This window comes from Orlajensenia leifsoniae (genome assembly GCF_004570845.1).
Lineage (GTDB): Bacteria > Actinomycetota > Actinomycetes > Actinomycetales > Microbacteriaceae > Orlajensenia > Orlajensenia leifsoniae.
Genome location: NZ_SPQZ01000006.1, coordinates 1 through 22,821 on the forward strand (window position 1 = coordinate 1; position 22,821 = coordinate 22,821).

25 protein-coding genes and 1 rRNA gene are annotated in these 22,821 nt (G+C 70.0%); 17 read left to right on the top strand and 9 right to left on the bottom strand.

Going from position 1 to position 22,821, the window contains the following annotated elements; all coding sequences use genetic code 11:
- From rrf to E4M00_RS14430, 4 genes are all read left to right on the top strand, one after another.
- A 5S ribosomal RNA gene (gene rrf / locus E4M00_RS18300) occupies window positions 1–69 on the top strand; the annotation flags it as partial.
- 132 nt (window positions 70–201) lie between these two features.
- A complete protein-coding gene (locus E4M00_RS18085) occupies window positions 202–2,199 on the top strand; it encodes a primosomal protein (RefSeq protein ID WP_240037156.1) in 1,998 nt (665 codons plus the stop codon).
- Entirely contained in the window at window positions 2,180–3,196 is a 1,017-nt protein-coding gene (locus E4M00_RS14425; RefSeq protein ID WP_135121199.1) for an HAD-IIA family hydrolase, read from the top strand. Before E4M00_RS18085 ends, E4M00_RS14425 begins: the two co-directional genes overlap by 20 nt.
- Window positions 3,197–3,283: 87 nt before the next feature.
- A complete protein-coding gene (locus E4M00_RS14430; RefSeq protein WP_135121200.1) occupies window positions 3,284–4,567 on the top strand; it encodes a mechanosensitive ion channel family protein in 1,284 nt (427 codons plus the stop codon).
- 24 nt (window positions 4,568–4,591) lie between these two features.
- On the opposite strand, the gene E4M00_RS14435 is transcribed toward E4M00_RS14430, so the two are convergent.
- The 6 genes from E4M00_RS14435 to purS all read right to left on the bottom strand — a co-directional run bounded on the left by E4M00_RS14435 (window position 4,592) and on the right by purS (window position 8,789).
- Window positions 4,592–6,193: an AMP-binding protein gene (locus tag E4M00_RS14435; protein ID WP_135121201.1), complete on the bottom strand. Its 1,602-nt coding sequence runs from the start codon at window positions 6,191–6,193 to the stop codon at window positions 4,592–4,594.
- Between the two features lie 222 nt (window positions 6,194–6,415).
- Window positions 6,416–6,748, bottom strand: a complete 333-nt coding sequence (locus E4M00_RS14440) for an SHOCT domain-containing protein (RefSeq protein ID WP_240037158.1) — start codon at window positions 6,746–6,748, stop codon at window positions 6,416–6,418.
- Between the two features lie 24 nt (window positions 6,749–6,772).
- Window positions 6,773–7,201: a DUF6325 family protein gene (locus tag E4M00_RS14445; RefSeq protein WP_135121202.1), complete on the bottom strand. Its 429-nt coding sequence runs from the start codon at window positions 7,199–7,201 to the stop codon at window positions 6,773–6,775.
- Between the two features lie 93 nt (window positions 7,202–7,294).
- A complete protein-coding gene (locus E4M00_RS14450; protein ID WP_240037160.1) occupies window positions 7,295–7,825 on the bottom strand; it encodes a DUF3817 domain-containing protein in 531 nt (176 codons plus the stop codon).
- A gap of 2 nt (window positions 7,826–7,827) precedes the next feature.
- Window positions 7,828–8,532 (bottom strand): phosphoribosylformylglycinamidine synthase subunit PurQ, encoded by a 705-nt coding sequence (gene purQ, locus E4M00_RS14455; RefSeq protein WP_135121203.1) that lies wholly within the window; start codon window positions 8,530–8,532, stop codon window positions 7,828–7,830.
- Window positions 8,532–8,789: a phosphoribosylformylglycinamidine synthase subunit PurS gene (gene purS, locus E4M00_RS14460; RefSeq protein WP_135121204.1), complete on the bottom strand. Its 258-nt coding sequence runs from the start codon at window positions 8,787–8,789 to the stop codon at window positions 8,532–8,534. The genes purQ and purS overlap by 1 nt, the downstream gene beginning before the upstream one ends.
- Before the next feature lie 149 nt (window positions 8,790–8,938).
- On the opposite strand from purS, the gene E4M00_RS14465 reads away from it, so the two are divergent.
- The 11 genes from E4M00_RS14465 to E4M00_RS14515 all read left to right on the top strand — a co-directional run bounded on the left by E4M00_RS14465 (window position 8,939) and on the right by E4M00_RS14515 (window position 18,174).
- Complete coding sequence (locus tag E4M00_RS14465) at window positions 8,939–9,343, top strand: DUF6325 family protein (protein WP_056171125.1); 405 nt, start codon at window positions 8,939–8,941, stop codon at window positions 9,341–9,343.
- A 52-nt stretch (window positions 9,344–9,395) separates the two neighbouring features.
- A complete protein-coding gene (locus tag E4M00_RS14470; protein WP_135121205.1) occupies window positions 9,396–9,743 on the top strand; it encodes an SHOCT domain-containing protein in 348 nt (115 codons plus the stop codon).
- Window positions 9,744–10,499, top strand: a complete 756-nt coding sequence (locus E4M00_RS14475; protein WP_135121206.1) for an IclR family transcriptional regulator — start codon at window positions 9,744–9,746, stop codon at window positions 10,497–10,499.
- A 105-nt stretch (window positions 10,500–10,604) separates the two neighbouring features.
- Window positions 10,605–11,783, top strand: coding sequence for a 4-hydroxybenzoate 3-monooxygenase (locus E4M00_RS14480; protein ID WP_135121207.1), 1,179 nt, complete (start codon window positions 10,605–10,607; stop codon window positions 11,781–11,783).
- Window positions 11,784–11,796: 13 nt separating this feature from the next.
- On the top strand, window positions 11,797–12,588 hold the full coding sequence (gene pcaH, locus E4M00_RS14485; protein ID WP_135121208.1) for a protocatechuate 3,4-dioxygenase subunit beta: 792 nt from the start codon (window positions 11,797–11,799) through the stop codon (window positions 12,586–12,588).
- Window positions 12,581–13,165, top strand: coding sequence for a protocatechuate 3,4-dioxygenase subunit alpha (gene pcaG, locus E4M00_RS14490; RefSeq protein WP_135121209.1), 585 nt, complete (start codon window positions 12,581–12,583; stop codon window positions 13,163–13,165). Before pcaH ends, pcaG begins: the two co-directional genes overlap by 8 nt.
- Window positions 13,158–14,330: a lyase family protein gene (locus E4M00_RS14495; protein WP_167756909.1), complete on the top strand. Its 1,173-nt coding sequence runs from the start codon at window positions 13,158–13,160 to the stop codon at window positions 14,328–14,330. Before pcaG ends, E4M00_RS14495 begins: the two co-directional genes overlap by 8 nt.
- Window positions 14,327–15,517, top strand: coding sequence for a bifunctional 3-oxoadipate enol-lactonase/4-carboxymuconolactone decarboxylase PcaDC (pcaDC, locus tag E4M00_RS14500; protein ID WP_135121211.1), 1,191 nt, complete (start codon window positions 14,327–14,329; stop codon window positions 15,515–15,517). Before E4M00_RS14495 ends, pcaDC begins: the two co-directional genes overlap by 4 nt.
- Complete coding sequence (locus E4M00_RS14505; RefSeq protein ID WP_135121212.1) at window positions 15,510–16,310, top strand: CoA transferase subunit A; 801 nt, start codon at window positions 15,510–15,512, stop codon at window positions 16,308–16,310. The genes pcaDC and E4M00_RS14505 overlap by 8 nt, the downstream gene beginning before the upstream one ends.
- Window positions 16,310–16,963 (top strand): CoA transferase subunit B, encoded by a 654-nt coding sequence (locus E4M00_RS14510; protein ID WP_056171146.1) that lies wholly within the window; start codon window positions 16,310–16,312, stop codon window positions 16,961–16,963. Before E4M00_RS14505 ends, E4M00_RS14510 begins: the two co-directional genes overlap by 1 nt.
- Entirely contained in the window at window positions 16,960–18,174 is a 1,215-nt protein-coding gene (locus E4M00_RS14515; protein WP_135121213.1) for an acetyl-CoA C-acetyltransferase, read from the top strand. Before E4M00_RS14510 ends, E4M00_RS14515 begins: the two co-directional genes overlap by 4 nt.
- A gap of 55 nt (window positions 18,175–18,229) precedes the next feature.
- Here the strand turns inward: E4M00_RS14515 and E4M00_RS14520 are convergent, their stop codons facing one another.
- Genes E4M00_RS14520 through E4M00_RS14530 form a run of 3 tightly spaced genes read right to left on the bottom strand, consistent with a single transcriptional unit; the run spans window position 18,230 to window position 21,489 of the window.
- A complete protein-coding gene (locus E4M00_RS14520) occupies window positions 18,230–19,528 on the bottom strand; it encodes a kynureninase (protein WP_135121214.1) in 1,299 nt (432 codons plus the stop codon).
- Window positions 19,525–20,562, bottom strand: a complete 1,038-nt coding sequence (locus E4M00_RS14525) for an amidohydrolase family protein (RefSeq protein ID WP_135121215.1) — start codon at window positions 20,560–20,562, stop codon at window positions 19,525–19,527. Before E4M00_RS14525 ends, E4M00_RS14520 begins: the two co-directional genes overlap by 4 nt.
- A gap of 42 nt (window positions 20,563–20,604) precedes the next feature.
- Window positions 20,605–21,489 (bottom strand): tryptophan 2,3-dioxygenase, encoded by an 885-nt coding sequence (locus E4M00_RS14530; RefSeq protein ID WP_056171156.1) that lies wholly within the window; start codon window positions 21,487–21,489, stop codon window positions 20,605–20,607.
- Window positions 21,490–21,725: 236 nt separating this feature from the next.
- Between E4M00_RS14530 and E4M00_RS14535 the strand changes: the two genes are divergently transcribed.
- Complete coding sequence (locus E4M00_RS14535) at window positions 21,726–22,241, top strand: MarR family winged helix-turn-helix transcriptional regulator (RefSeq protein WP_135121216.1); 516 nt, start codon at window positions 21,726–21,728, stop codon at window positions 22,239–22,241.
- A 12-nt stretch (window positions 22,242–22,253) separates the two neighbouring features.
- On the top strand, window positions 22,254–22,676 hold the full coding sequence (locus tag E4M00_RS14540; RefSeq protein ID WP_135121367.1) for an organic hydroperoxide resistance protein: 423 nt from the start codon (window positions 22,254–22,256) through the stop codon (window positions 22,674–22,676).
- Window positions 22,677–22,821 lie beyond the last annotated feature (145 nt).

The following is a 22,821-nucleotide window of genomic DNA, read 5'->3' on the forward strand; positions in this document are numbered from 1 at the left end:
GAAGCTAAGACTCTCAGCGCCGATGGTACTGCAGGGGAGACCCTGTGGGAGAGTAGGACACCGCCGGACTTAACTCACGAAAAGGCCACCCACACACTGGGTGGCCTTTTCGCATTTAACACAAATTCAACAGCGACCCCGCGATAATGGCGAGGGCGGCGCGACCAGTTCGCGCGCCTTTCGCAAGAGAAGGATTCCCCCGTGAGCGACTACCCACCCAGAGACCGAGCACCGAAGCGCGACGACGATCGGCCGGCACGATCGGGTGGCACCGGAGGAGCCCGCGGGGACGGCGACAAGAAGCCCTGGGAGAAGCGCGACGGAGCGCCTCGCAGTGGCGGCGGTGATCGCAAGCCGTACAACTCGGATCGTCCGCAACGCTCCGGTGCGGCATCCGGAGACCGTAAGCCGTGGGAGAAGCGCGATGGCGCGCCCAGCGGTGACCGTCGTCCCCCGCGCGATGGCGACCGCAAGCCGTACACCTCCGATCGGAAGCCCTACAGCTCCGATCGTCCGCAGCGATCGGGTGCGCCCTCGGGCGACCGCAAGCCGTGGGAGAAGCGCGATGGCGCACCGAGCGGTGACCGCCGTCCGCCCCGCGATGGGGACCGCAAGCCGTACAACTCGGACCGGAAGCCCTACAGCTCCGATCGTCCGCAGCGATCGGGCGCGCCCTCGGGCGACCGCAAGCCGTGGGAGAAGCGCGACGGCGCACCGAGCGGTGACCGCCGTCCGCCCCGCGATGGGGACCGCAAGCCGTACAACTCGGAGCGGAAGTCGTACAGCTCGGATCGTCCCCAGCGCAGCGGCGGCCCCTCTGGAGACCGCAAGCCGTGGGAGAAGAACGACGACCGGGGCGGCTCGAAGCCGTGGGAGAAGCGCGACGGTGCGCCCAGCGGCGACAGTCGACCCCCGTGGGTCGGTGACCGCAAGCCCGCGCGTGATGGCGACCGCAAGCCGTACAACTCGGATCGGAAGCCGTACGGCTCCGACCGCCCGCAGCGCTCCGGCGCGCCCTCCGGCAAGCCGTGGGAGAAGCGCGACGACCGGGGTGGGTCATCCTCGGGCAAGCCGTGGGAGAAGAAGGACGACCGCGCGCCGAAGAAGCTCTGGACGCGCGACGGCGCTCCGGCCCGGGGCGACCGCGGTGCATTCGAGGCCGAGGTCGAGCTGACTGAGGAGGAGCGGCGCGCTGAAGAGCTGCGCATGATCCGCCCGCGTCACGACGACCCCTGGGTGCCCGACGGCGTCGAGCCCGACGAGCTCGATCGGGTCGCCCGCAACGAGCTGAAGACCCTCACCAAGGAGAACGCGGAGTGGGTGGCCAAGCACCTGGTGATGGCCGTCCGTCTCATCGAGGACGACCCCGAGCTCGCCCACCAGCACGTGATCTCCGCGTCTCGTCGCGCCGGCCGCATCGCCGTGGTGCGCGAGACGCTCGCGATCACCGCGTACGCCGTGGGCGACTACGCCCTGGCGCTCCGTGAACTGCGCACCTTCCGCCGCATCTCGGGCAAGAACGACCAGTTGCCGCTGATGGTAGACAGCGAGCGAGGAGTGGGTCGCCCCGACCGGGCCCTCGAGCTCGGGCGATCCGTCGACCGGTCGACGCTCGCCCCTGACGTGCAGGTAGCCCTGGCCATCGCCATGTCGGGTGCCCGCCTCGACCTCGGTCAGACCGACGAGGCCCTCGCCGAACTCGAGATCACGCAGCTCGACCCGAACACGGCCTTCTCCTACAGCCCCGGCCTGTTCGCGGCCTACGCCGACGTGCTCGAGGATCTCGGCCGCAACGAGGACTCCGCCGTCTGGCGCGAGCGCTCCGAGCGTGCCGCTGCAGCGATCACGGCACGCGACGGTGGCGACGACGACTACGTCGAGGTGCTCGAGGAGGAACTCGAATTCGACGACGTGGAAGAGGATGTCGACGGGGAGTACGCCGAGGACCGCGCGGCCGATGCCGATGCCGATGCCGATGCCGATGCCGAGGCCGAGGCGGACGCCGACGCCGATGCCGATGCCGAGATTGAGGCCGACGCCGAAGCCGAGGAGGAGGGCGAGGAGCTCGAGGCCGAGCTCGACGCCGACCTCGAGGAGGCCCTCGAAGCCGACGAGCCCGTCACCGACGAGCCTGTCACCGACGAGGCGGATGCGACCGAGCCCGACGCCATCGTGACCGATGCCGAGACGGAGAAGTAGCGGCGTGACACCTCTGGATGGTGTCGACGTCGTTCTCGCCGACCTCGATGGCGTCGTGTACGCCGGTCCGCGGGCCATTCCGTTCGCGGTCGAGGCCCTCAATGCGGCATCCGCGCATGCCCGCATCGGCTACATCACCAACAACGCCTCGCGCACCGATGCCTCGGTGGCGACCCATCTCTCGGAGCTCGGCCTGAGTGTCGCGCCGAGCGACGTGGTGACGTCGCCGCAGGCTGCAGTGCGCCTGCTCGCCGGGCTCGTGCCTGCGGCATCCGTGATCCTCGTGATCGGCGGAGACGGCCTCGTGACCGAGGTCGAGAAGGCCGGCTTCACGGTGACGCGCTCGGCCGAGGACTCCCCCGCCGCAGTCATCCAGGGCTTCGCGCCCGAGCTGGGCTGGAAGCAGCTCGCCGAGGCGTCGTTCGCCCTGGCGGACTCCGGCGACGGCGGCATCCCGTGGGTGGCGACGAACACCGACTGGACGATCCCGCAGGAGCGCGGCATCGCACCGGGCAACGGCACGCTCGTGTCTGCTGTGCACACGGCCGTGGGTCGCCTGCCCGTCGTGGCCGGCAAGCCCGAGGTGGCGATCTTCGACGAGGCTCGATTGCGCTTCGAGGCGAGCGCGCCGCTGTTCATCGGAGACCGGCTCGACACCGACATCCTCGGGGCGAACCGGGCGGGCATGCCGTCGGCTCTCGTGCTCACCGGCATCGACAAGGCCAAGCAGGTGCTGGCAGCGGTGCTCGACCAGCGGCCGACGTTCATCCTCGATGACCTGCGCCAGCTGAGCGAACCGTATCCCGAGTCCGTGGTGACGGATGCCGGAGCCAAGGTGACGGTGGGCAGGGCGGTCGTGCGGTTGAAGGGCGAGAACGTCGAGATCGTGAAGCGCGGCGACGCCCCGATCGACCTGCTGCGCGCGGCGTGCGCTCTCATCTGGGGAACCGGCAAGCCGATCTACGCGCTGCGGGTGCCGGAGGAGTTGTACTCCTGACCGATCGCTGAGGCCCGGACGACGTCCGCGGTCGAAGCGTGGCGGCGGTGTCCGTAGGCTGGATGTTTCGACCGATGGGAGGCATCCGTGCTCGACGGATTCGAATGGCACTCGTGGCTGGGCTTCGGCGTGGCCGTCGTGATCGCGGCGATCGCCGCCCTGGTGATCTCGGCGATAGCGCGGCAGATCGCCCGCGCCGTCGGCCGGCACAAGGAATGGCCGCGCATCCTGCTGAAGCGCGCGCGCTGGCCGTTCCGCCTGCTGCTCTTCATCGCCGGTCTCTGGATCGTGCTCGTCGCCACCCTCGACGAGAGCGAGGTGCGCGCGGGCTTCGAGCACCTCCTGCTCATCGCCATGATCGTGGTCGGCTCGTGGTTCGTGTGCGAACTCGCCCTGTTCGGCATGGATCTCAGCACCGCGCGCTACCGCATCGACGTGGCGGACAACAAGGTCGCCCGCCGGGTGCGCACGCAGATCGCCATCCTGCGACGCCTGGTCGTCGTGATCGCCGTGGTCGTCGCCATCGGCGGCGTGCTGCTGAGCTTCCCCGAGGTGCGTCTCGTCGGAGCGAGCGTGCTCGCGTCGGCCGGTCTGTTGAGCGTCGTGGCCGGTCTTGCCGCGCAGTCGACTCTCGCGAACCTGTTCGCCGGCATCCAGCTCGCCTTCAGTGAGGCGATCCGCGTCGACGACGTGGTGGTCGTCGAGGGCGAGTGGGGCAAGATCGGCGAGATCACCCTGAGCTATGTCGTGGTGAACCTCTGGGACGAGCGCAACCTCGTGCTGCCGTGCACCTACTTCACCACGCAGCCGTTCCAGAACTGGACGCGCGAGGGCAGCGCCCTGCTCGGCTCGGTCGAACTCGACCTGGACTGGCGCATAGCCCCCTCCCTCATGCGCGAGCAGCTCGCCGCGTCGCTCGAGCGCACCGAGCTCTGGGATCAGCGTGCCTCGGTGCTGCAGGTGACCGATGCCGTCGGCGGCTTCGTGCGCGTGCGCATCCTCGTGACGGCGGCCGACGCCCCCACCCTCTTCGACCTGCGCTGCTATGTGCGCGAGGAGATGGTGACGTGGGTTCAGACGCAGCACCCGACATCGATCCCGCACCAGCGGGTGCTGGTCGATCCCGTCGCCGTCGACGCGACACCGGATGCCGCATCCGCTCGCCCCGAGAAGAAGTCGTCGCGCAAGCACGAGCCGGAGCCCGAGCCGTTCGTCGACGTGCCGTCTCCGCACACGGGCGAGCAGTCGAACCTCTTCTCCGGCTCCCCCGAGGCTGAGGAACGCGCCAGCATGTTCACCTCGGCCATCCCCATCCAGACCGGTGCCAGCGACCAGGAGGTCGAGGAGACCCTCGACCGCGACGGCGCCTGATCGCTCGTCGCGGTCGGCGGGTCGTCAGCTCTTCGAGGTGCGGGCGCGCAGGTCCTTGCGCAGGATCTTGCCGGCGCTCGACTTCGGAATGACGTCGATGAACTCCACCCGGCGCACCTTCTCGTAGGGCGCGACGTGAGATGCGACGTGCTCCATGACACCGGCCTCGTCGAGGTCGGCATCGGACTGCAATACGACGAAGGCCTTCGGGATCTCCTGGCCGTCGTCGTCGAGCACGCCGATGACGGCGGCGTCGGCGATGGCGGGGTGCCCGAGCAGGACGGCCTCGAGAACCGCCGGCGCCACCTGGTAGCCCTTGTACTTGATGAGCTCCTTCAGCCGATCGACGATGTAGTACACGCCCTCGGCCGTGACGGTGGCGATGTCTCCGGTGTGCAGCCAGCCGTCGCCGTCGAGGGTGCGGCCCGTGGCATCGTCGTTGTTGAGGTATCCGAGCATGACCTGCGGTCCGCGAACGAGCAGTTCGCCTGAGGCGCTCTGACCGTCGGCCGGCACGTCGACGTCGGCGCCGCTCTCGACGTCGATGATGCGGGCCTCGGTGTTGGGCAGCAGGATGCCGATGCTCGAGCGGTCGATCTCGTGGTGCTCGACCGGGATGGAGTGGGACACAGGGCTGAGCTCGGTCATGCCGTAGCCCTGGCAGACGATGCAGTCGAGGCGCTCGGCGACGAGGGCGGCGAGAGAGCCGTCGAGCGGGGCAGCCCCCGAGAACACGACCTCGACGCTCGAGAGATCGAACTGGTCGACCAGCGGATGCTTCGCCAGGGCCACGGCGATCGGCGGGGCGATGAAGATCCAGGTGACCTTGGCTTCGGAGACGATGCGCAGGAACTCGGGCAGGTCGAACTTGGGCATCGTGACGAGGGTGGCGCGCTCGCGGAGGGCGAAGTTGAGCAGCACGGTCATGCCGTAGATGTGGAAGAACGGCAGCACGGCGAGCACCCTGTCGCCGGCGCCCAGGCCCCTGTCGCCGAGGCCGATGGAGCCGCTGGACTGCGCGATGTTCGCGATGAGGTTGCGGTGGCTGAGCATGACGCCCTTGGGGCGCCCGGTGGTGCCCGAGGAGTAGGGGAGCACCGCGACGTGCGTCGCCGGGTCGAAGCTCACCTCCGGTGCCTGCTTCCCCTCGCCGAGGAGATCGCGCAGCGAGGGGTGGCCCTCGGCGCCGTCGAGGACGATGAGGTGATCGGCCGGGATTCCGGTGGCCTCGGCTGCGGCCTCGGCCTGGGGAAGCATGGGCGAGATGGTGAAGAGCCACTGGGCTCCGGCATCCGTCAGCTGGTTCGTGATCTCGCCCGGGGTGTAGAGCGAGTTGATCGTGGTGGCCGTGGCCCCGGCGCGCAGCACTCCGTGGAACACCGTGGCGAACGCGGGGATGTTGGGGCAGAGGATGCCGACGACGTCACCGACGCCGACCCCGCGGGCGGCGAGGGCTCCGGCGAGCAGGGAGATCTGCCCGACCAGCTGGCGGTAGGAGGTCTCGGCTCCGGAGGTGCCGTCGACGAGGGCGATCTCGTCGAGGTCGGCGGCCCCGAGCCCACCGAACAGGTACTCGAAGATGGACGTGTCGGGAATCTCGACGGGCGGATGGGTGCTCAGTGCCATGGGATCTCCAGTGATCGACGTTGATCGGGAACTCGCGTGCACTCATCTTAGACACGGATGCGCTACAGACCGACCGTTCGGAATCCTGGTCTCGCGCACCGATGCGGCCGCCATGCCGCGGCGCAGACGACGAAGCGATCGGTCGCCTTCCTCCGTGCGGAGAAGCGACCGATCGCTCCGTGATGCTTCGATTCAGAGACCGTCGACGACGGATGCCGCCGATCAGATTCCGAGCAGCTTGGCCTTCGCCGCCGAGAACTCGGCGTCGCTGATCACGCCCGCGGTCTTGAGCGTCGCGAGCTTCTCGATCTGCGCCGTCAGGTCGTCGGCCGCAGGAGCCGCCGCAGGAGCGGGGGCTGCCGCGTACTGGGGCTGCTGCGCCGCGTACTCGGCCTGCTGTTGTTGCTGCTGGTAGGCGTCGGCATCCGCGGACTGCTGCGCACGGTTCGCCTGGCGGCGCTGCACGTTGCCGGAGACGGCGGTGGCTGTTCCCGCGACGACCGCGGTTCGTGCCGCCATGCCGATCAGTCCGGGGCGTCCCATTCTTCCTCGCATGTGCTTACTCCTTCGTAGTACTGGTCAGTCGATCTCGGGGACGGTCGCGACGAGCTCGTCGACCACGGGGCCGGGGATGCGCACGGTGTCGAGCAGCACTCCGCCGGCCGCGGCGATGGTGTCGCGCAGCGGCTTCACCCAGGTGTGTTCGAAGACCAGGATGGCTGCCGAGGTACCGGGGTCGAGCTCGGAGACGAGCTCTTCGGCGTCCTCGTCGGACACCAGCCCGTCGACGCGGTCGAGCAGGGCGGCCAGGGCCGCAGCATCCTCGTCTCCGCCGGACTCGGAGAGTTCGGCGAGAGTCACCGATCCGTCCAGGTCCTTCGAGGCGACCAGGCCGTCGACGATGGTGACGACTCCCGACTCGACCAGCTTGTTCAGTTCGGGGAGGATCTTCCCCGTGAGAGGTTCTGTGAACCCGATGACCACGATCTCGACAGGCCCTGACGCCATGAGGATGCCCTTTCGTTGATACCCATGGTCAGCGTATTGAGGGCCGATGGGTAACACAAGGATCGCTTTGGACGGCGAGCAACCGCCGGTGGATCAGTCGCGACCGCCGGGGGGACCGATCAGGAGTAGGGCGCCGAAGACGAGCGCAACAGCGACGACGGCCAGAACCGCCACAAGCACCGGCCGTGCGAGGCCCCATCTGAGAAGGCGGTTCGCGACGCTTCCGTCCGACGGGTGGCCGTCGGTCTCGCGTCGCCAGGGGCCGTGGAGGCGACCGGTCCGATCCGCCCACAGGTCGAACGGGATGGTCGCGTAGGGCACGACGGCGCTGGCGATGCCCGCGGCCGCGACGCCGAGAGACCAGCGCTGGTTCACGGCGACGAGCACGACGCTCGCCGCGTAGGCGATGAACACGAAGCCGTGCAGTCCGCCGCCGAGGCTGACGCCCCACTCGCCCGCGTCGAAGACGTACTTCTGCAGCATCCCGGCGATCAGGAGCGTCCACGTGATCGCCTCGGCTATGGCGACGACACGGAAGTAGCGCTTCGGAGTCGCCGCGAAGGCGCGACCCGCTGCCGGCGCAGGCATCGAGACCGGGCCCGGTGAGCCCGTGGCATCCGTCATTCTCAGACTGAGGCCAGCGTGCGCTCGATGACGCTGGTGAAGAAGGCGAGTCCGTCGACACCGGAGCGCATGGCGACGTCGGTGTCGGGGCCGAAGCCGGGCTCGACGGCGTGCTCGGGGTGCGGCATGAGGCCGACCACGTTGCCGCGCTCGTTGGAGATGCCGGCGATGTCGCGGAGCGAGCCGTTGGGGTTGACGTCGACGTAGCGGAAGACCACGCGGCCCTCGCCCTCGAGGCGGTCGAGCGTCTCGTCGGAGGCGATGAAGCCGCCCTCGCCGTTCTTCAGCGGGATGGTGATGTTCTCGCCGGCCTCGAAGTCGCGGGTCCAGGAGGTGTCGGTGTTCTCGACGCGCAGCACCTGGTCGCGGCAGATGAAGGAGCCGTGGTCGTTGCGGATGAGACCGCCCTCGAGCAGGTGCGCCTCGGTGAGCATCTGGAAGCCGTTGCAGATGCCGAGCACGGGCATGCCGGAGTTCGCGGCGGCGACGACCTCGGTCATGATCGGCGACAGGCTCGCGATGGCGCCGCAGCGCAGGTAGTCGCCGTAGCTGAACCCGCCGGGCAGGATGAGGGCGTCGACGCCCTCGAGGTCGTGAGAGCCGTGCCACAGGGCGACGGGCTCGGCTCCGGCGATGCGCACGGCGCGCTGAGCGTCGCGGTCGTCGAGGGATCCCGGGAAGGTGATGACTCCGACGCGGGTGGCCATCAGACGGCTGCCTCGACCACGTGGATGCCGACGACGTCCTCGATGACCGAGTTCGAGAGGATCTCCTCGGCCACGGTGCGGACCTCGGCGAGGACCGCGTCGTCGACGGGGCCGTCGACCACGATCTCGAAACGCTTGCCGATGCGCACCGACGCGAAGGTGCTGGTGCCGAGCCGGGCGAGGGCGCCGGCGACGGCCTTGCCCTGTGGGTCGAGCAGTTCGGCCTTGGGCATGGTCTCGACGATGATCGTGGTCACCTGAGGCTCCGTCCGGGAGTAGAGAGGGGGATTGCGTCAATTCTATCGGGTGGCTCCACGGGTCGGTGCCGCGCTGCCCGTGCCGGGGGTGACGGTGGCGCCGTGGTCCGAGTAGCGTTGCCGTGGGCGGGATGAAGGAGGAGCCACTGATGCCGATCGGACCAGTAGAGGTGCTCGTGCTGACCTTCCCCGAGGGCGGCGGCCTGCGGGCCATCGCCGGCGAACTGGAGAAGCTCGTCGACGGCGGCAAGATCGCCGTGATCGACGCCATCGTCGTGACGCGTGATGCCGAAGGCCTCATCTCGGCCCGGGACATCGAGCAGGACGAGGTGCCGGGCTTCGAGAGCTTCGCTCCGGACCCGCGTGACCTCCTCAGCGACTCGGATGCCGAGATCGTCGGAGAGGCGCTCGAACCCGGAACCGTGGCGCTGGTGCTCGCCGTCGAGCACCGCTGGGCGTTCCGGCTCTACGAGGTGCTGCGCGAGCAGGGCGGCGAGGTGGCCCTGCATGTGCAGATCGACCATGAGGACGCCGTCGCGGCACTCGTGGACTAATCCGATTCCCAGAATCGACTGTTAGACAGATCCCGGAACGAGGGGAACCACCATGCTCATCGGACGACGCTTCGGGCGACCCGGACTCATCGGCACCGTCGCGCGCACAGCAGTCATCACGGGCACCGCAGCCATGACGGCTGGGGCGATCGCCCATCACCAGCAGCAGAAGTACGCCACCCAGCAGGATGCCGATGCGTACGAGCGGGAGCAGGAGCCCGAGCAGTACGGCTCGGTGACGCAGGTAGCGGCGCCCGCTGCTGCGCCGGCCCAGGCTCCGGCATCCGGTGCCACAGACCCCCTCATCGACAAGATCAACCAACTCGCTGCTCTTCACGCGAGCGGAGTGCTCACCGACACCGAGTTCAGCGAGGCGAAGGCCAAGCTGCTCGCCGGCTGAGTGGGCGACTCCGAAGGCGCGGGTCGTTCCGTCGCCGACAAGGTGTTCTCCATCGCCGATGCCTTCCAGAGCGGCGACGAGCTGACTCTCACCGAGGTCGCCCAGCGCGCACGCCTGCCGATCTCGACGACGCACCGCCTGTTGGCGGAGTGGGTCGAGTGGGGAGGCCTGGTTCGAGGCGACGACGGACGCTACAGGGTGGGGATCAAGCTCTGGCGCCTCGGGACCCGGCAGCCGACGGCGCGACGACTCCGCGATCTCGCGCGCCCCTATCTCGACGACCTGCTCGACGCCACCCGAGAGCACGTGCACCTGGCCGTGCGCGACGACCTGGGAGCCGTGTACCTCGAGCGCCTGTCGGGACGGGACGCGGTTCCCGTCATCTCGGATGTGGGGACCCGGCTGCCGCTGCACGCCACGGGTGTCGGGCTCGTGCTGCTCGCGTTCTCGCCGCCCGAGGTCTTCGACGCCGTGCTCGCGGCCGGCCCGCGGCGCTATCTCCCCAACACCCTGACGTCGGATGCGCAACTTCGCGCCCGCCTCGCCGAGATCCGCCTCACTGGCCTCGACACCTCGGTCGAGGAACTCACGAGCGGGGCGTTCTCGGTCGCCGCCCCCGTGCGTGACGCGACAGGGACCGTGGTCGCGGCCGTGTCGATCGTCGCGCGGGTCGAGCGGAAGGCCGAGCCGCAGTTCGCACTCGGGGTGCGCATGGCGGCCCGCGGCATCTCCGCCGCACTCGGGTGGCGTCCGTAGGGTCGGACCACCGGTTTGGTTTCCACTGAGTGGAAACGTCGATGCCGTGCGGGCAGGATGGCGCGACAGTGGGAGCACCTTCCCATCGACGCGAGAGGCTCATCAGTGCAGACGAGCGTGGCCATCATCGGCGCCGGCCCGGCCGGGCTCCTGCTCGGGCACATCCTCGCGCAGGCCGGGGTGCCGTTCGTCATCCTCGAGCGGAGCTCCCGCGAGCACGTTCTGGGCCGCATCCGCGCCGGGGTGCTCGAGCAGGGCTCCGTCGACATCGTCGCCTCGCTGGGGCTCGACGCGAACCTGCGTGAGCGCGGACTCGAGCACGGTGGCATCCACCTGCAGTACGAGGGCGAGCGCCGGCACGTCGACTTCCGCGAGCTCGTGGGACGCACCGTCACCGTGTACGGCCAGCAGGCACTCGTGACGGACATGCTCGCCGAGCACGAGCGCCTCGGCTCCGACATCGTCTTCGACGCCTCCGACGTCTCTCCCCGTGGCACCGACGGCGCGGACCCCGTCGTCGGGTACACGCGGGATGGCATCCGTCACGAGCTGCACTCGGACTTCGTCGTCGGCGCCGACGGCTACCACGGCATCTGCCGGCCGAGTCTTCCCAGCCGCTCGCTGACGACGTATGAGCGCTCCTACCCGTTCGCCTGGCTCGGCATCCTCGCCGACGTCGCCCCGTCGACCGACGACCTCATCTACGCATTGCATCCCGACGGCTTCGCCATGCACTCGATGCGATCGCGGCGGGTGTCGAGGCTCTACCTGCAGGTGGAGCCGGACGCATCGATCGACGACTGGAGCGACGAGCGCATCTGGGACGGCCTGCAGACCCGGCTCGGGGTCGACGGCTGGACACTGGAGCAGGGACCGATCACCGAGAAGTCGATCACGCCCATGCGCAGCTTCGTCACCTCCACCCTCTCGAGCGGAAGGCTCTTCCTGGTGGGCGACGCGGGCCACATCGTGCCGCCGACCGGTGCCAAGGGGCTCAACTCCGCCATCGCCGACGTGGCCCTGCTCGGTCGGGCGCTGCTCGAGCAGCGGGCGGGCGACGATGCCCCGCTGGCGAGCTACAGCGACCAAGCGCTCGCCAGGCAGTGGCAGGTGCAGCACTTCTCGCAGTGGATGACGGAGATGCTGCACGTGCACCACGAGGTTCCGGATGCCGCAGCCCGAGCCTTCCGCTACCGCAGTCAGGTCGGTCAGCTGGAGTACGTGACCGGGTCGCAGCACGCGATGGCGAGTCTCGCCGAGCAGTACGCCGGCCTTCCCTTCTGAGAGCGAGGACATCATGACGATTCCAGCAGAGCAGCTGACCCAGGAGATGGTCTCAGCGGAGATCGAGCAGATCCACGCCGAGCACGGGGAGTGGGCGAGGGCGGGCGGCCGGCCGCTTCCGGTGCATCCTCCGCGCGACTTCCTGCCGTACCGCAGCACGGCACTGCGGCATCCGACCCACGAACTCGTGCGGGCCGACCCGGAGGAGATCGAGCTGGCATCGCCGGCCTTCGGGCACACCGACGTCGCGGCGGAGGAGAGCGACCTCACCATCCAGCACACCGGCGAACCGCTCGGCGAGCGCATCATCGTGACCGGGCGGGTGCTCGATGGCGACGGCCGGCCCGTGCGCAACCAGCTCGTGGAGATCTGGCAGGCGAACGCCTCGGGCCGGTACGTGCACAAGCGCGATCAGCATCCGGCGCCGCTCGACCCCAACTTCACCGGCGTCGGCCGCATCATCACCGGCGATGACGGAGGCTACAGTCTCACCACGATCAAGCCGGGTGCCTACCCGTGGAAGAACCACCGCAACGCGTGGCGGCCGGCGCACATCCACTTCTCCTTCTTCGGCTCCGCCTTCACGCAGCGGCTCATCACCCAGATGTACTTTCCCGGGGACCCGCTGTTCGGCCTCGACCCGATCTACCAGTCGATCGTCGACCCGGCCGCGCGGGAGCGCCTGGTCGCGCGGTACGACCACGACGTGAGCCGGCCGGAGTGGGCGATCGGCTATCGCTGGGACGTCGTGCTGACCGGCCCGAAGTCCACCTGGATGGAGCCGGAGGACGCCGACCATGCCTGAGTCACCCGAGTCCGAGTTCCTGCAGACGCCCTCCCAGACCGTCGGTCCGTTCTTCGGCTACGCATTGCCGTTCGCGGGAGGCGAGAGCGTGGCGGCTCCGTGGCATCCGGCCGCCATCCGTCTGCACGGAACCGTCTTCGACGGCGCCGGACAGCCGATCCCCGACGCCATCGTCGAGATCTGGCATCCGGATGCCGATGGCCGCGTGATCTCCGAACTCGGCAGCCTCGCCCGCGACGGCCACACCGTGACCGGCTTCGGACGCACCCCCGTCGATCGTCGTGGAAACTACGACTTCTCCACCATCAAGCCCGGGGCGACCCGGGCGGATGCCGCGCCCTACGTTCTCGTCACGATCTTCGCCCGGGGACTCACCCACCACCTGTTCACGAGGGCGTACTTCGGCGACGAGGTGGACCGGAACGCCTCGGACGCCTTCCTCGATGGCGTCGATCCGTCGCGTCGTCCGACGTTGATCGCGACATTCGACGCTCCGCACAGCTACCGTTTCGATATACGGCTGCAGGGCGACGATGAAACCGTCTTCCTCGATTTCGATGCGGAGAGCCATGACTGAGGAGCGCGACGCGGGCTGGAGCGACTGGGGACTCCTCGAGCCCCTGGCTGCGTCGGCCGGAGCCACGAGCGACGACGCCGTGCTCGCAGCCCTCCTCGACGTCGAGCGAGCGTTGCTCTGGGCCGACGGAGATCTGACGGGCCGCGACATCGACATCGTGGCGGGTGCGTTCCGCCCCGAGGCCATCGACCGAGATGCTCTGCTCGATGGCCTGCGCACCGGTGGCGTTCCCGTCATCCCGCTCGTGTCGCAGCTGCGCGCCATAGCCGAGTCCGTCGCCCCGGGCTCGGGCCCGTCGGTGCACGCAGGCGCCACCAGCCAGGACGTGCTCGACAGTGCACTCGTGCTCGTGGCGAGCCGCGCCATCCGTGTCGCCCGCGATCGCCTGATCGACGCCGGAGCCGCGCTCGTGGCGCTCGCCGAGAACGAGGCGCGGACCATCGCGATCGCCCGCACCCTCGGGCAGCACGCCGCCCAGAGCACCGTCGGCGTGGTCGCCGCCGGATGGCTCGACGGCGTCACCTCCGCCGTCGAGGAGGTCGACGCGCTCAGCTTCCCCGTGCAGCTGGGCGGGGCCGTCGGCACAGGTGAGGGCGTTGGTCCCGACGTGCGTGCCGCGCTCGCCGCGGGCCTGGGGCTCGATGACCCAGGCAGGTCGTGGCACACCGAGCGCAGCCCGATCCTCCGCATCGCGGCATCCGTCGCCGTCATCACCGCCGTGCTCGGCAGGCTCGGCCGGGACGTGGGGTTCCTCGCCCGCACCGAGATCGGCGAGGTGGTGCTCGGGACGACAGGCGGCTCGTCCGCCATGCCGCACAAGCGCAATCCCGTGGACGCCGTGTTGCTGACGGCGAACGGGCTGCGCGCGCCCGGACTGCTCGCGACGGTGCACACCGCCGCCGTCTCCCAGGACGCCCGGCCGGCCGGTGAGTGGCATGCCGAGTGGGCGGCGTTCCGCGCACTCCTGCGGATCGCGGTCGAGAGTTCCGATGCCGCTGCCACGATGCTCTCCGCTCTCACCATCGACCACGACGCGGTGCAGCGGTCCCGGGCCATCAGCCCGGAACTGCAGCACGACGAGACTGCGACGATCGCGGCATCGCAGCGTGTCGTCGGCGCGGCCGTCCGGCGCTTCGCCTCCCTCTCGACGAAGGATCCCCGATGACCATCCCCCGCCTGCTCGGGTCGATCACGCCGGCAGCCGACACCGCGACGTCGAGCGGCCTGCTCGTGCTCCTCCCCTCACTCGGAACGACGACGGCCGTCTGGGACGGCGTGGTCGCCGAGGTGGCGCACGCGCTGCCCGCCCTGCGCATCCTGCGCATCGACCTGCCCGGCCATGGTGCCAGCCCGGCGACCGGCTCCCCGTTCACCATCGCCGAACTCGCCGAGGCGACGCTGCGCCTGGTCGACGAGGCCGGCGGCGGGCGCTTCCACGTGGCCGGGCTCTCCCTCGGCGGAGCCGTCGCCCTCGAACTCGCTGCGTCGCATCCGGAGCGGCTGCTGAGCCTCGCGTCGTTCTGCAGCGGGTCGCGCATCGGCGACGCCACAGGCTGGGCCGAGCGCGCAGCCCAGGTGCGTGCATCGGGCACGGCATCGGTCGTCACGGGGAGCGCAGCACGCTGGTACGCGCCCGGCTACCTCGAGTCGGACCCGAGCGGCCCGGGCGCCCGCGGTCTCGGCACCCTCGTCGACGTCGACGACGAGTCGTACGCGCTCTGCACGGAAGCTCTCGCCACCTTCGATCGCACGCCGTCCCTTCCCGGGATCGCTGTGCCCGCCCTCGTCGTGAGCGGCGAGCACGACCTCGTCACGACGACCGAGTCGATGCGCGACTTCGCCGACGCCCTCCCGTCCGCGTACTTCGCCGAGATCGCCGGAGCCGCCCACCTCGCCCCGCTCGAGAAACCGGTGGCGTCTGCTGCGCTGCTGCTGGAGCTCATCGAACGGCACACCCCGACAGACGCGGGCGCCTCGGGTATGGCGGTGCGGCGCTCGGTGCTGGGCGACGCCCACGTCGACGCCGCGACCGCGGCCGTCACCGCGGAGACCGCTCCGTTCCAGGACTTCATCACGCGCTACGCGTGGGGGGAGGTCTGGGCCCGCCCCGAGCTCTCGCGCCGGGAACGCAGCATCGCGACGCTCGCGTCGCTGGTGACCGGCGGCCATCATGCCGAGATCCGCATGCATGTGCGCGCGGCCATCCGCAACGGCCTCAGCCGTGCTGAGATCGCCGAGGTCATCCTGCACACGGCGCTCTACGCCGGCCTCCCGGCCGCGAACGCGGCCACCGCCATCATGCGCGAGGTCTTCGCCGAACCGACCAACCCAGGAGAGCCGACCCATGGATAAGACCGTCGCCAGCGCAGCCGAGGCCGTCGCCGACATCCCGGCCGGAGCGTCGCTCGCCGTCGGCGGCTTCGGGCTCTCCGGGGTTCCGATCGTGTTGATCCGCGCGCTGCTCGCGAGCGGGGTGGACCGCCTCGAGGTGGTCTCCAACAACTGCGGAGTCGACGGCTGGGGGCTCGGCGAGCTGCTCGGGGCCGGCCGCATCCGTCGGGTGATCGCGTCGTACATCGGCGAGAACAAGGAGTTCGCCCGCCAGTACCTCGGCGGCGAGGTCGAGGTCGAGCTGACCCCTCAGGGAACCCTCGCCGAGAGACTGCGTGCCGGTGGGGTCGGCATACCGGCGTTCTACACGGCGACGGGGGCCGGGACGGCCGTCTCCGAGGGCGGGATGCCGCTGCGCTACGCCGCCGACGGAACTGTGGCGCTCACCAGCCTGCCCAAGGAACTGCGGCCGTTCGACGTCTTCGGCGACGCGCGCGAGTACGTGCTCGAGCAGGCCATCCGCACCGACTACGGACTCGTGCGGGCGGCCGTCGGAGATCGCCACGGCAACCTGCGCTTCGAGAAGTCGACGCGCAATTTCAACCCGCTGGCCGGCATGGCCGCACGCATCACGATCGCCGAGGTCGATGAGCTCGTGGAGCCGGGTGTGCTCGGGCCGGACGACGTGCACCTGCCGGGCATCTACGTCGACAGGGTCGTGCAGCTCACGCCGGACCAGGCGACGGAGCTGCCGATCGAGAAGACGACGGTCAGGCCGAGGCCCCGCACGACCCAGGACGAGGAGACCGACTGATGCCGCGCACCCGCGATGAGATGGCCGCACGCGCGGCCGAGGAACTCGAGGACGGCAGCTACGTCAACCTCGGCATCGGGCTGCCGACCCTCATCCCCAACCACCTGCCGGACGGCACCCACGTCGTCCTGCATTCCGAGAACGGCATATTGGGTGTCGGCCCGTATCCCTGGGAGGGGGAGGAGGACCCGAAGCTCATCAACGCGGGCAAGGAGACCGTCACGGTGCTCCCCGGGGCGAGCTACTTCGACTCCGCCGCCTCCTTCGGAATGATCCGCGGCGGACGCATCGCGACGGCCGTGCTCGGCGCCATGCAGGTCTCGGCAGGCGGGGACATCGCGAACTGGGCCGTGCCGGGCAAGATGGTCAAGGGCATGGGCGGCGCGATGGACCTCGTCAACGGTGCCGAGAGGGTGATCGTGGTGATGGAGCATGTCGCCAAGGACGGCACGGCGAAGCTCGTGCCGGAATGCACCCTGCCCCTCACCGGACGTGCCTGCGTCGATCGCATCATCACAGACCTCGCCGTCATCGACGTCACGGCGGACGGCCTCGTGCTTCGCGAACTCGCCGACGGCGTGAGCCTCGAGCAGGTCGTCGCGGCGACCGGTGCCCCCCTCTCGATCGACCCGGCCCTGGACGGAGCATCATGACCGAACTGCGCGAGGTCGTCATCTGCTCTCCGCTGCGCACGCCTGTGGGACGGATGGGCGGATCCCTCGCCGCGGTCTCGGCACTGGAGCTCGCGACGACGGTGCTGCGCGCCGTCATCGAGCGCAGCGGCATCGACCCCGCCGCCGTCGACGGCGTCATCGCGGCGCAGGGCTACCCGACCATGGAGGCGCCGGCCTTCGGACGGGTCGCGGCCCTCGACGCCGGGCTTCCGGTGACGGCGACCGGCTATCAGCTCGACCGGCGCTGCGGCAGCGGCCTGCAGGCCGTACTCAACGCGGCCATGGAGGTGCAGACCGGCGTCAGCGACGTGGTCATGGCCCTCGGCGCCGAGTCGATGAGCAACGCGCCGTTCTACACCGTGGAGGGCAGGCGCGGCCTGCCGCCGGGCGGGCTGCTCCTGCACGACGCGCTCGCCCGCGGCCGGGAGACCGTCGGTGGGCGCGACCATCCGACCCCCGATGGCAACGTGGGCACGGCCGAGACGCTGCGCGCCGAGTACGGGATCAGCCGCGAGGCGCAGGACGCCCTCGCCCTGCGTTCGCACCAGCGGGCCGTCGCAGCCCAGGAGTCGGGCGCGTTCGACGCCGAGCTGGTCGCGGTCGAGGTGCCCGGGCGCCGTGGCCCCACGCGTGTCGATCGGGACGAGCATCCGCGGGCCGACACCTCGCTCGAGGCCCTCGCGTCGCTCCGTGCCGTGCTGTCGAGGTCGGATGCCGCGGCCACCGTGACCGCGGGGAACTCGAGCGGCCAGAACGATGCCGCGGCAGCCGCCATCGTCACCACGCCGGGCCGGGCGGCCGAGCTCGGCCTCGTTCCGATGCTGCGGCTGCGATCGTGGGCGGTCACGGGCAACGAACCGGAGCGATTCGGCGTCGCACCTGTCTCGGCCTCGAACCTGGCGCTTCGACGGGCCGGACTGGGCTTCGACGACCTCGACCTGATCGAGCTGAACGAGGCTTTCGCCGTGCAGGTCCTGGCCTGCCTGGCCGATTGGGGCGTCGACGCGGAGGACCCCCGCCTGAACCCGCGCGGAAGCGGCATCTCGATCGGCCATCCGATCGGCGCGACGGGCCTGCGCATGCTCGCGACCCTGGCGCACGAGCTCCCGGCGCTCGACGGTTCCCTTGCCCTGGAGACCATGTGCATCGGCGGCGGACAAGGTCTCGCCGCGGTGTTCGAGCGCGTCTGACCCGTCGCGTCCGGATCGTCTTCGAGGCCGGTCGCGTGCGCGTGCTGAACCGCGCCTACGCCAGCCCCGCCTGCTCTCGGAGCACGCCGCGCAGGGTCTCCCGCACGGCGGCGAGACCGGCGTGGGTCTCCTGGAAGCTGGTCGAGAGCGGCGACAGGCCGATGCGGAGGCCGCCGGGATCGCGGTAGTCGGGGATCACGTCCTGCTGCCAGAGCAGGGCCGTCACCTCGCGCATCGCCGGGTGCGACAGAGTCACATGGCCGCCGCGGCGCTCGGCATCGCGGGGCGAGGCCACCGTCACCCCGAGCGGCGCCAGCCAGTCGTCGGCGAGGGTGATCGCGAACTCGGTGAGCGCCACCGACTTGGCGCGGACCGCCTCCATGCCGGCATCCGCGATCATGGCGATGGTGTCCTGCATGGCGAGCATGCCGACGATCGCGGGGGTTCCGCTGATGAAGCGCCTGATGCCCGGGGCGGGAACGTACTCCGGACCCATCTCGAAGGCATCAGCCGAACCGAGCCAGCCGCGGATGGGCTGTGCGAGCACCTCCTGCAGGTCGGCGCGCACGTAGCCGAAGGCAGGAGAGCCGGGCCCGCCGTTGAGGTACTTGTAGGTGCAGCCGACGGCGAGGTCGACACCCCAGGCGTCGAGCTCGGTGGGGACCGAGCCTGCCGAGTGGCAGAGATCCCACAGCACGAGGGCGCCGGCGTCGTGCGCGATGCGCGTGATGGCCGGCACGTCGGCGAGGAACCCCGAGCGATAGGCCACGTGGCTGAGCACCACGAGCGCGGTCTGCGGACCGACGACGGCCGCGACCTGCTCGGGCGTGACGCCGGCCTCGGTGTCGGCGACGATCCAACGGATGCTCATGCCGCGCTCGCCGGCGATGCCGTCGAGCACGTAGCGATCCGTCGGGAAGTTGTCGGTGTCGACGACGATCTCGGTGCGGGCCGGGTCGCGTGAGAGCTGCGCGTCGGCCGCGGCGCGGGCCAGCTTGTAGATCGTGACGGTCGTGGAGTCGCCGATGTAGGTCTGACCGGATGCCGCTCCCAGAGCCGCGCTGCCCAGGGCGTCGCCGATCGCGAACGGCAGGTCGAGCCACTCCTCGTCCCAGCCGCGGATGAGCCGGCCGCCCCACGCCTCGGTCACGAAGCGCTGCAGCCTCTCGCCCGTGGCGATGGTCGGTCGCCCGAGGGAGTTGCCGTCGAGATAGGCGACGACGGCCTCGGGGGCGGCGCCGTCGGCGGCATCCGTCACCCCCACGAACCGTCGGCGCAGGTGCGCGAGGCCGTCGGAGCGGTCCATGCGCCGAGCGAAGGACAGGTGCGGATCGGGGCTGGGGGCTGCGGTCATGCCAGAGTCTCCTCGAGGTAGTCGATGGTGGTGCCGCGGGCTGTCGACAGCCAGGCGGGAACGTCTCCGGCGCGGGTCGGCGGGAGACCCGGCACCCAGGCGAAGCGGGGGCCGACGGCGTCGGGCGTCCACGATCCGGCGATCGACTCGACGACGGCGTCGCGGTCGAGCCCGGCGTCGGCGATGGCCGTCAGCTCGCGGGAGTTGACGCCGATCGGGAGCGGTCCGTTGCCGAGGTCGGTGCCGTAGCGCACGCGACCGCCGGCCGCGGCGAATCGGCGCAGGTTGTCCTGGGCGATGACGAAGGCCCGCGTGGGGGCGCCCCAGCCGTGGATGTCGAGGGTGGAGATCATGGCGGTGCCGGCGCGCGACATGCGTGCGATCAGCTCGGTGTCGAGCTGTTCGCTGAACGGGGTGTGCGCGAACGCGTTCACTCCGGCGTCGAGTGCGCGCCGGGCCATGCCGACGCCCTCGGCGTGGGCGGCCACGGGAACGCCGTGGGCCCGCGCGGCGAGCACGATGGCCGTGAGCAGATCGTCGCTCGGCACGGGGCCGGCGACGGAGTTGAGGGTGACCTTGATGACGGATGCGCCCAGGGCGACCTGCGCCCGTACCGCCTCCTCGGCGTCGTCGGGGCCGGCGAGTTCGACGGTCGCCCCCGCCGGGGCCCAGCCGCTCGCGGCCGGGTAGCCGCCCGCGCAGGTGAGGAGTCCGCCCGCCATGCGTACCGCGGGCAGCGTGGATCCGGGGTAGCGACTGTCGGTGTGCCAGCCGGCGGCGATATCCGGGATCCACCCGAGATCGACGACGCTCGTGATGCCGGCCGGCAGCAGGCGTTCGGCGTCGACGAGGCCGAGGTGCACGTGGTGGTCGGTGAGGCGGGGGAACAGGGTTCCCGGCAGGTCGAGGTCTGGGGTGGCTGCGGCATCCGTCGACGGATGCAGCATGCCGTCGCGGACGGTGAACAGGGTACGTCCGTGCCAGCCGGCCGCCCAGTACTCCTCGACGCCGAGGAGTAGGCCCTCTTCGATCATGCTGGGTGCTCCGGCGCGATCATGCTGCGGACTCCGGCGCGATCATGCTGTCGGCTCTGGCGACTCCACCGGTGGCTGGCCGATGCGCGTGCGCACGGCGTAGAGCTCGGGGAAGAAGGTGAGCTCGAGGGCCTTCTGCAGGAAGGCGGCGCCCGTCGATCCGCCGGTGCCGGTCTTCATGCCGATCGTGCGCTGCACCGTCTTCAGGTGCCTGAAGCGCCAGAGCTGGAAGTTCTCCTCGAGGTCGACGAACTCCTCGCAGGCCTCGTAGGCCGACCAGTTGTCATGGGCGTCCTCGTAGATGTCGCGGATGACGCCGACGAGCGACTCGTCGAAGACCCAGGCCTCGGTGACATCGCGGTCGAGGATGTGCTGCGGAACGGCATGCCCGGTGCGGGCGAGGTAGCGCAGGAACTCGTCGTAGATGCTCGGTGCCTCGAGCAGTTCGCTGAGGAGGGCGTGAGCGGTGGCATCGGACTCGAACACGCTCAGCATGCGACGGTTCTTGTTGCCGAGCACGAACTCCACGGCACGGTACTGGTACGACTGGAAGCCGCTCGAGTTGCCGAGGAAGCCGCGGAACTCCGCGTACTCGGTGGGAGTCAGGGTGGCCAGCACCGACCACTGCTCGGTGAGCGTGCGCTGGATGTGCTTGACCCTGGCGACGCGCTTGAGGGCCTGGGGCAGCTCATCGGCGCGCAGCAGGTCGCGGGCGCTGGCGAGCTCGTGCAGCATGAGCTTCAGCCAGAGCTCGGTGGTCTGGTGCTGGATGATGAACAGCAGCTCGTCGTGGTGCTCGGGGGCGCTCACGGGGTTCTGGGCGCTCAGCAGGGTCTCGAGGTCGAGGTAGCCGCCGTAGCTCATCCGCTCCCGGAAGTCGGTGACGATGCCCGCGTCGAATTCCCGCGTGTTCTTCTCGATCGCCAACGGATGCCTCCCAGTGAGTGGATCTCCAGCCTAACGATCTCGCTGCTCATCACCCTCCCGCTCGCGCTCCGCTGGTCGAGTAGTGCCCGAGCGCAGCGAGGACACGTATCGAGACCACGCCCACCGATGCTGCGCGTCGACAGAGGTGGTCTCGATACGCCTGCTCGCTGCGCTCGCGGGCTACTCGACCAGTGGTACCGGTTGTGCACAACACAATTGTGTGCAACCGTTGAGGTATGGCCACCCCCATCGCACCCGCGACGACGACGTCGCCCGACGGCTCCGTGCATCCGTCTCCCCTCGATCCCCTGGTGTGCTTCGCGCTCTATCGGGCATCGCACGCGACCAGCGTCGCCTACCGGGAGCTGCTTTCTCCGTGGGGCCTCACCTACACGCAGTACCTCGTGCTGGTGCTGCTCTGGACCGAGGGCGCGGCGTCGGTGCGTCGCCTCGGCGACCACCTCGGGCTCGACTCCGGAACGCTCTCGCCGTTGGTGAAGCGGCTCGAGGAGCGCGGCCTGGTCGAACGCCGCCGGGGCGATGGCCGCGACGAGAGGGTCGTCATGGTGACGCCGACCGCGCGGGGCATCGAACTCCGCACCGAACTCGAAGACGTTCCGCGCTGCGTTGCGGAAGCGACCCGGCTCTCGGCTGAGACCGCACCTGCACTCCTGCAGACGCTGCGCGAGCTGACCGCCGGGATGAATGAGGTGACCGTTGGGCTGCGCACGCCGACGGATGCCGCAACTTAAGGAAAGAAGATGATGGACGTTCTCTACACCGCCGAAGCCCTCTCGACCGGCGAGGGCCGCAACGGCCACGTGCGCTCGACCGACGGTCGCATCGACCTCGAGATGGCCGTTCCCGCAGGCATGGGCGGATCGGGCCTCGGCTCGAACCCCGAGCAGCTGTTCGCCGCCGGCTACGCCGCCTGCTTCCACTCCGCTCTGCACGCCGTCGCCCGAGGCCAGAAGGTGAAGCTCGTCGACTCCACCGTCGGCGGCCGCGTCGACATCACGCCGAACGGCCAGGGCGGGTTCCAGCTCGCCGTGCTGCTCGAGGTCTCCCTGCCCGAGGTCGACCGCGACCAGGCCCAGGCCCTCGTCGACGCCGCGCACCAGGTGTGCCCGTACTCCAACGCGACCCGCGGCAACATCGACGTGAAGATCGAGCTCACGGACGACTAGCCCTCTCGGCTGAAATGGCGGAACGAAAACCCGGTCGACTTCGTCGGCCACGTTTTCGTCCCGCCATTTCAGCTGGTCTGCGCTAGCTGCTCGACCTACTACCCGCTCGCTGAGGCCCGGACGGAGTTCACGGTCGAAGCGCACT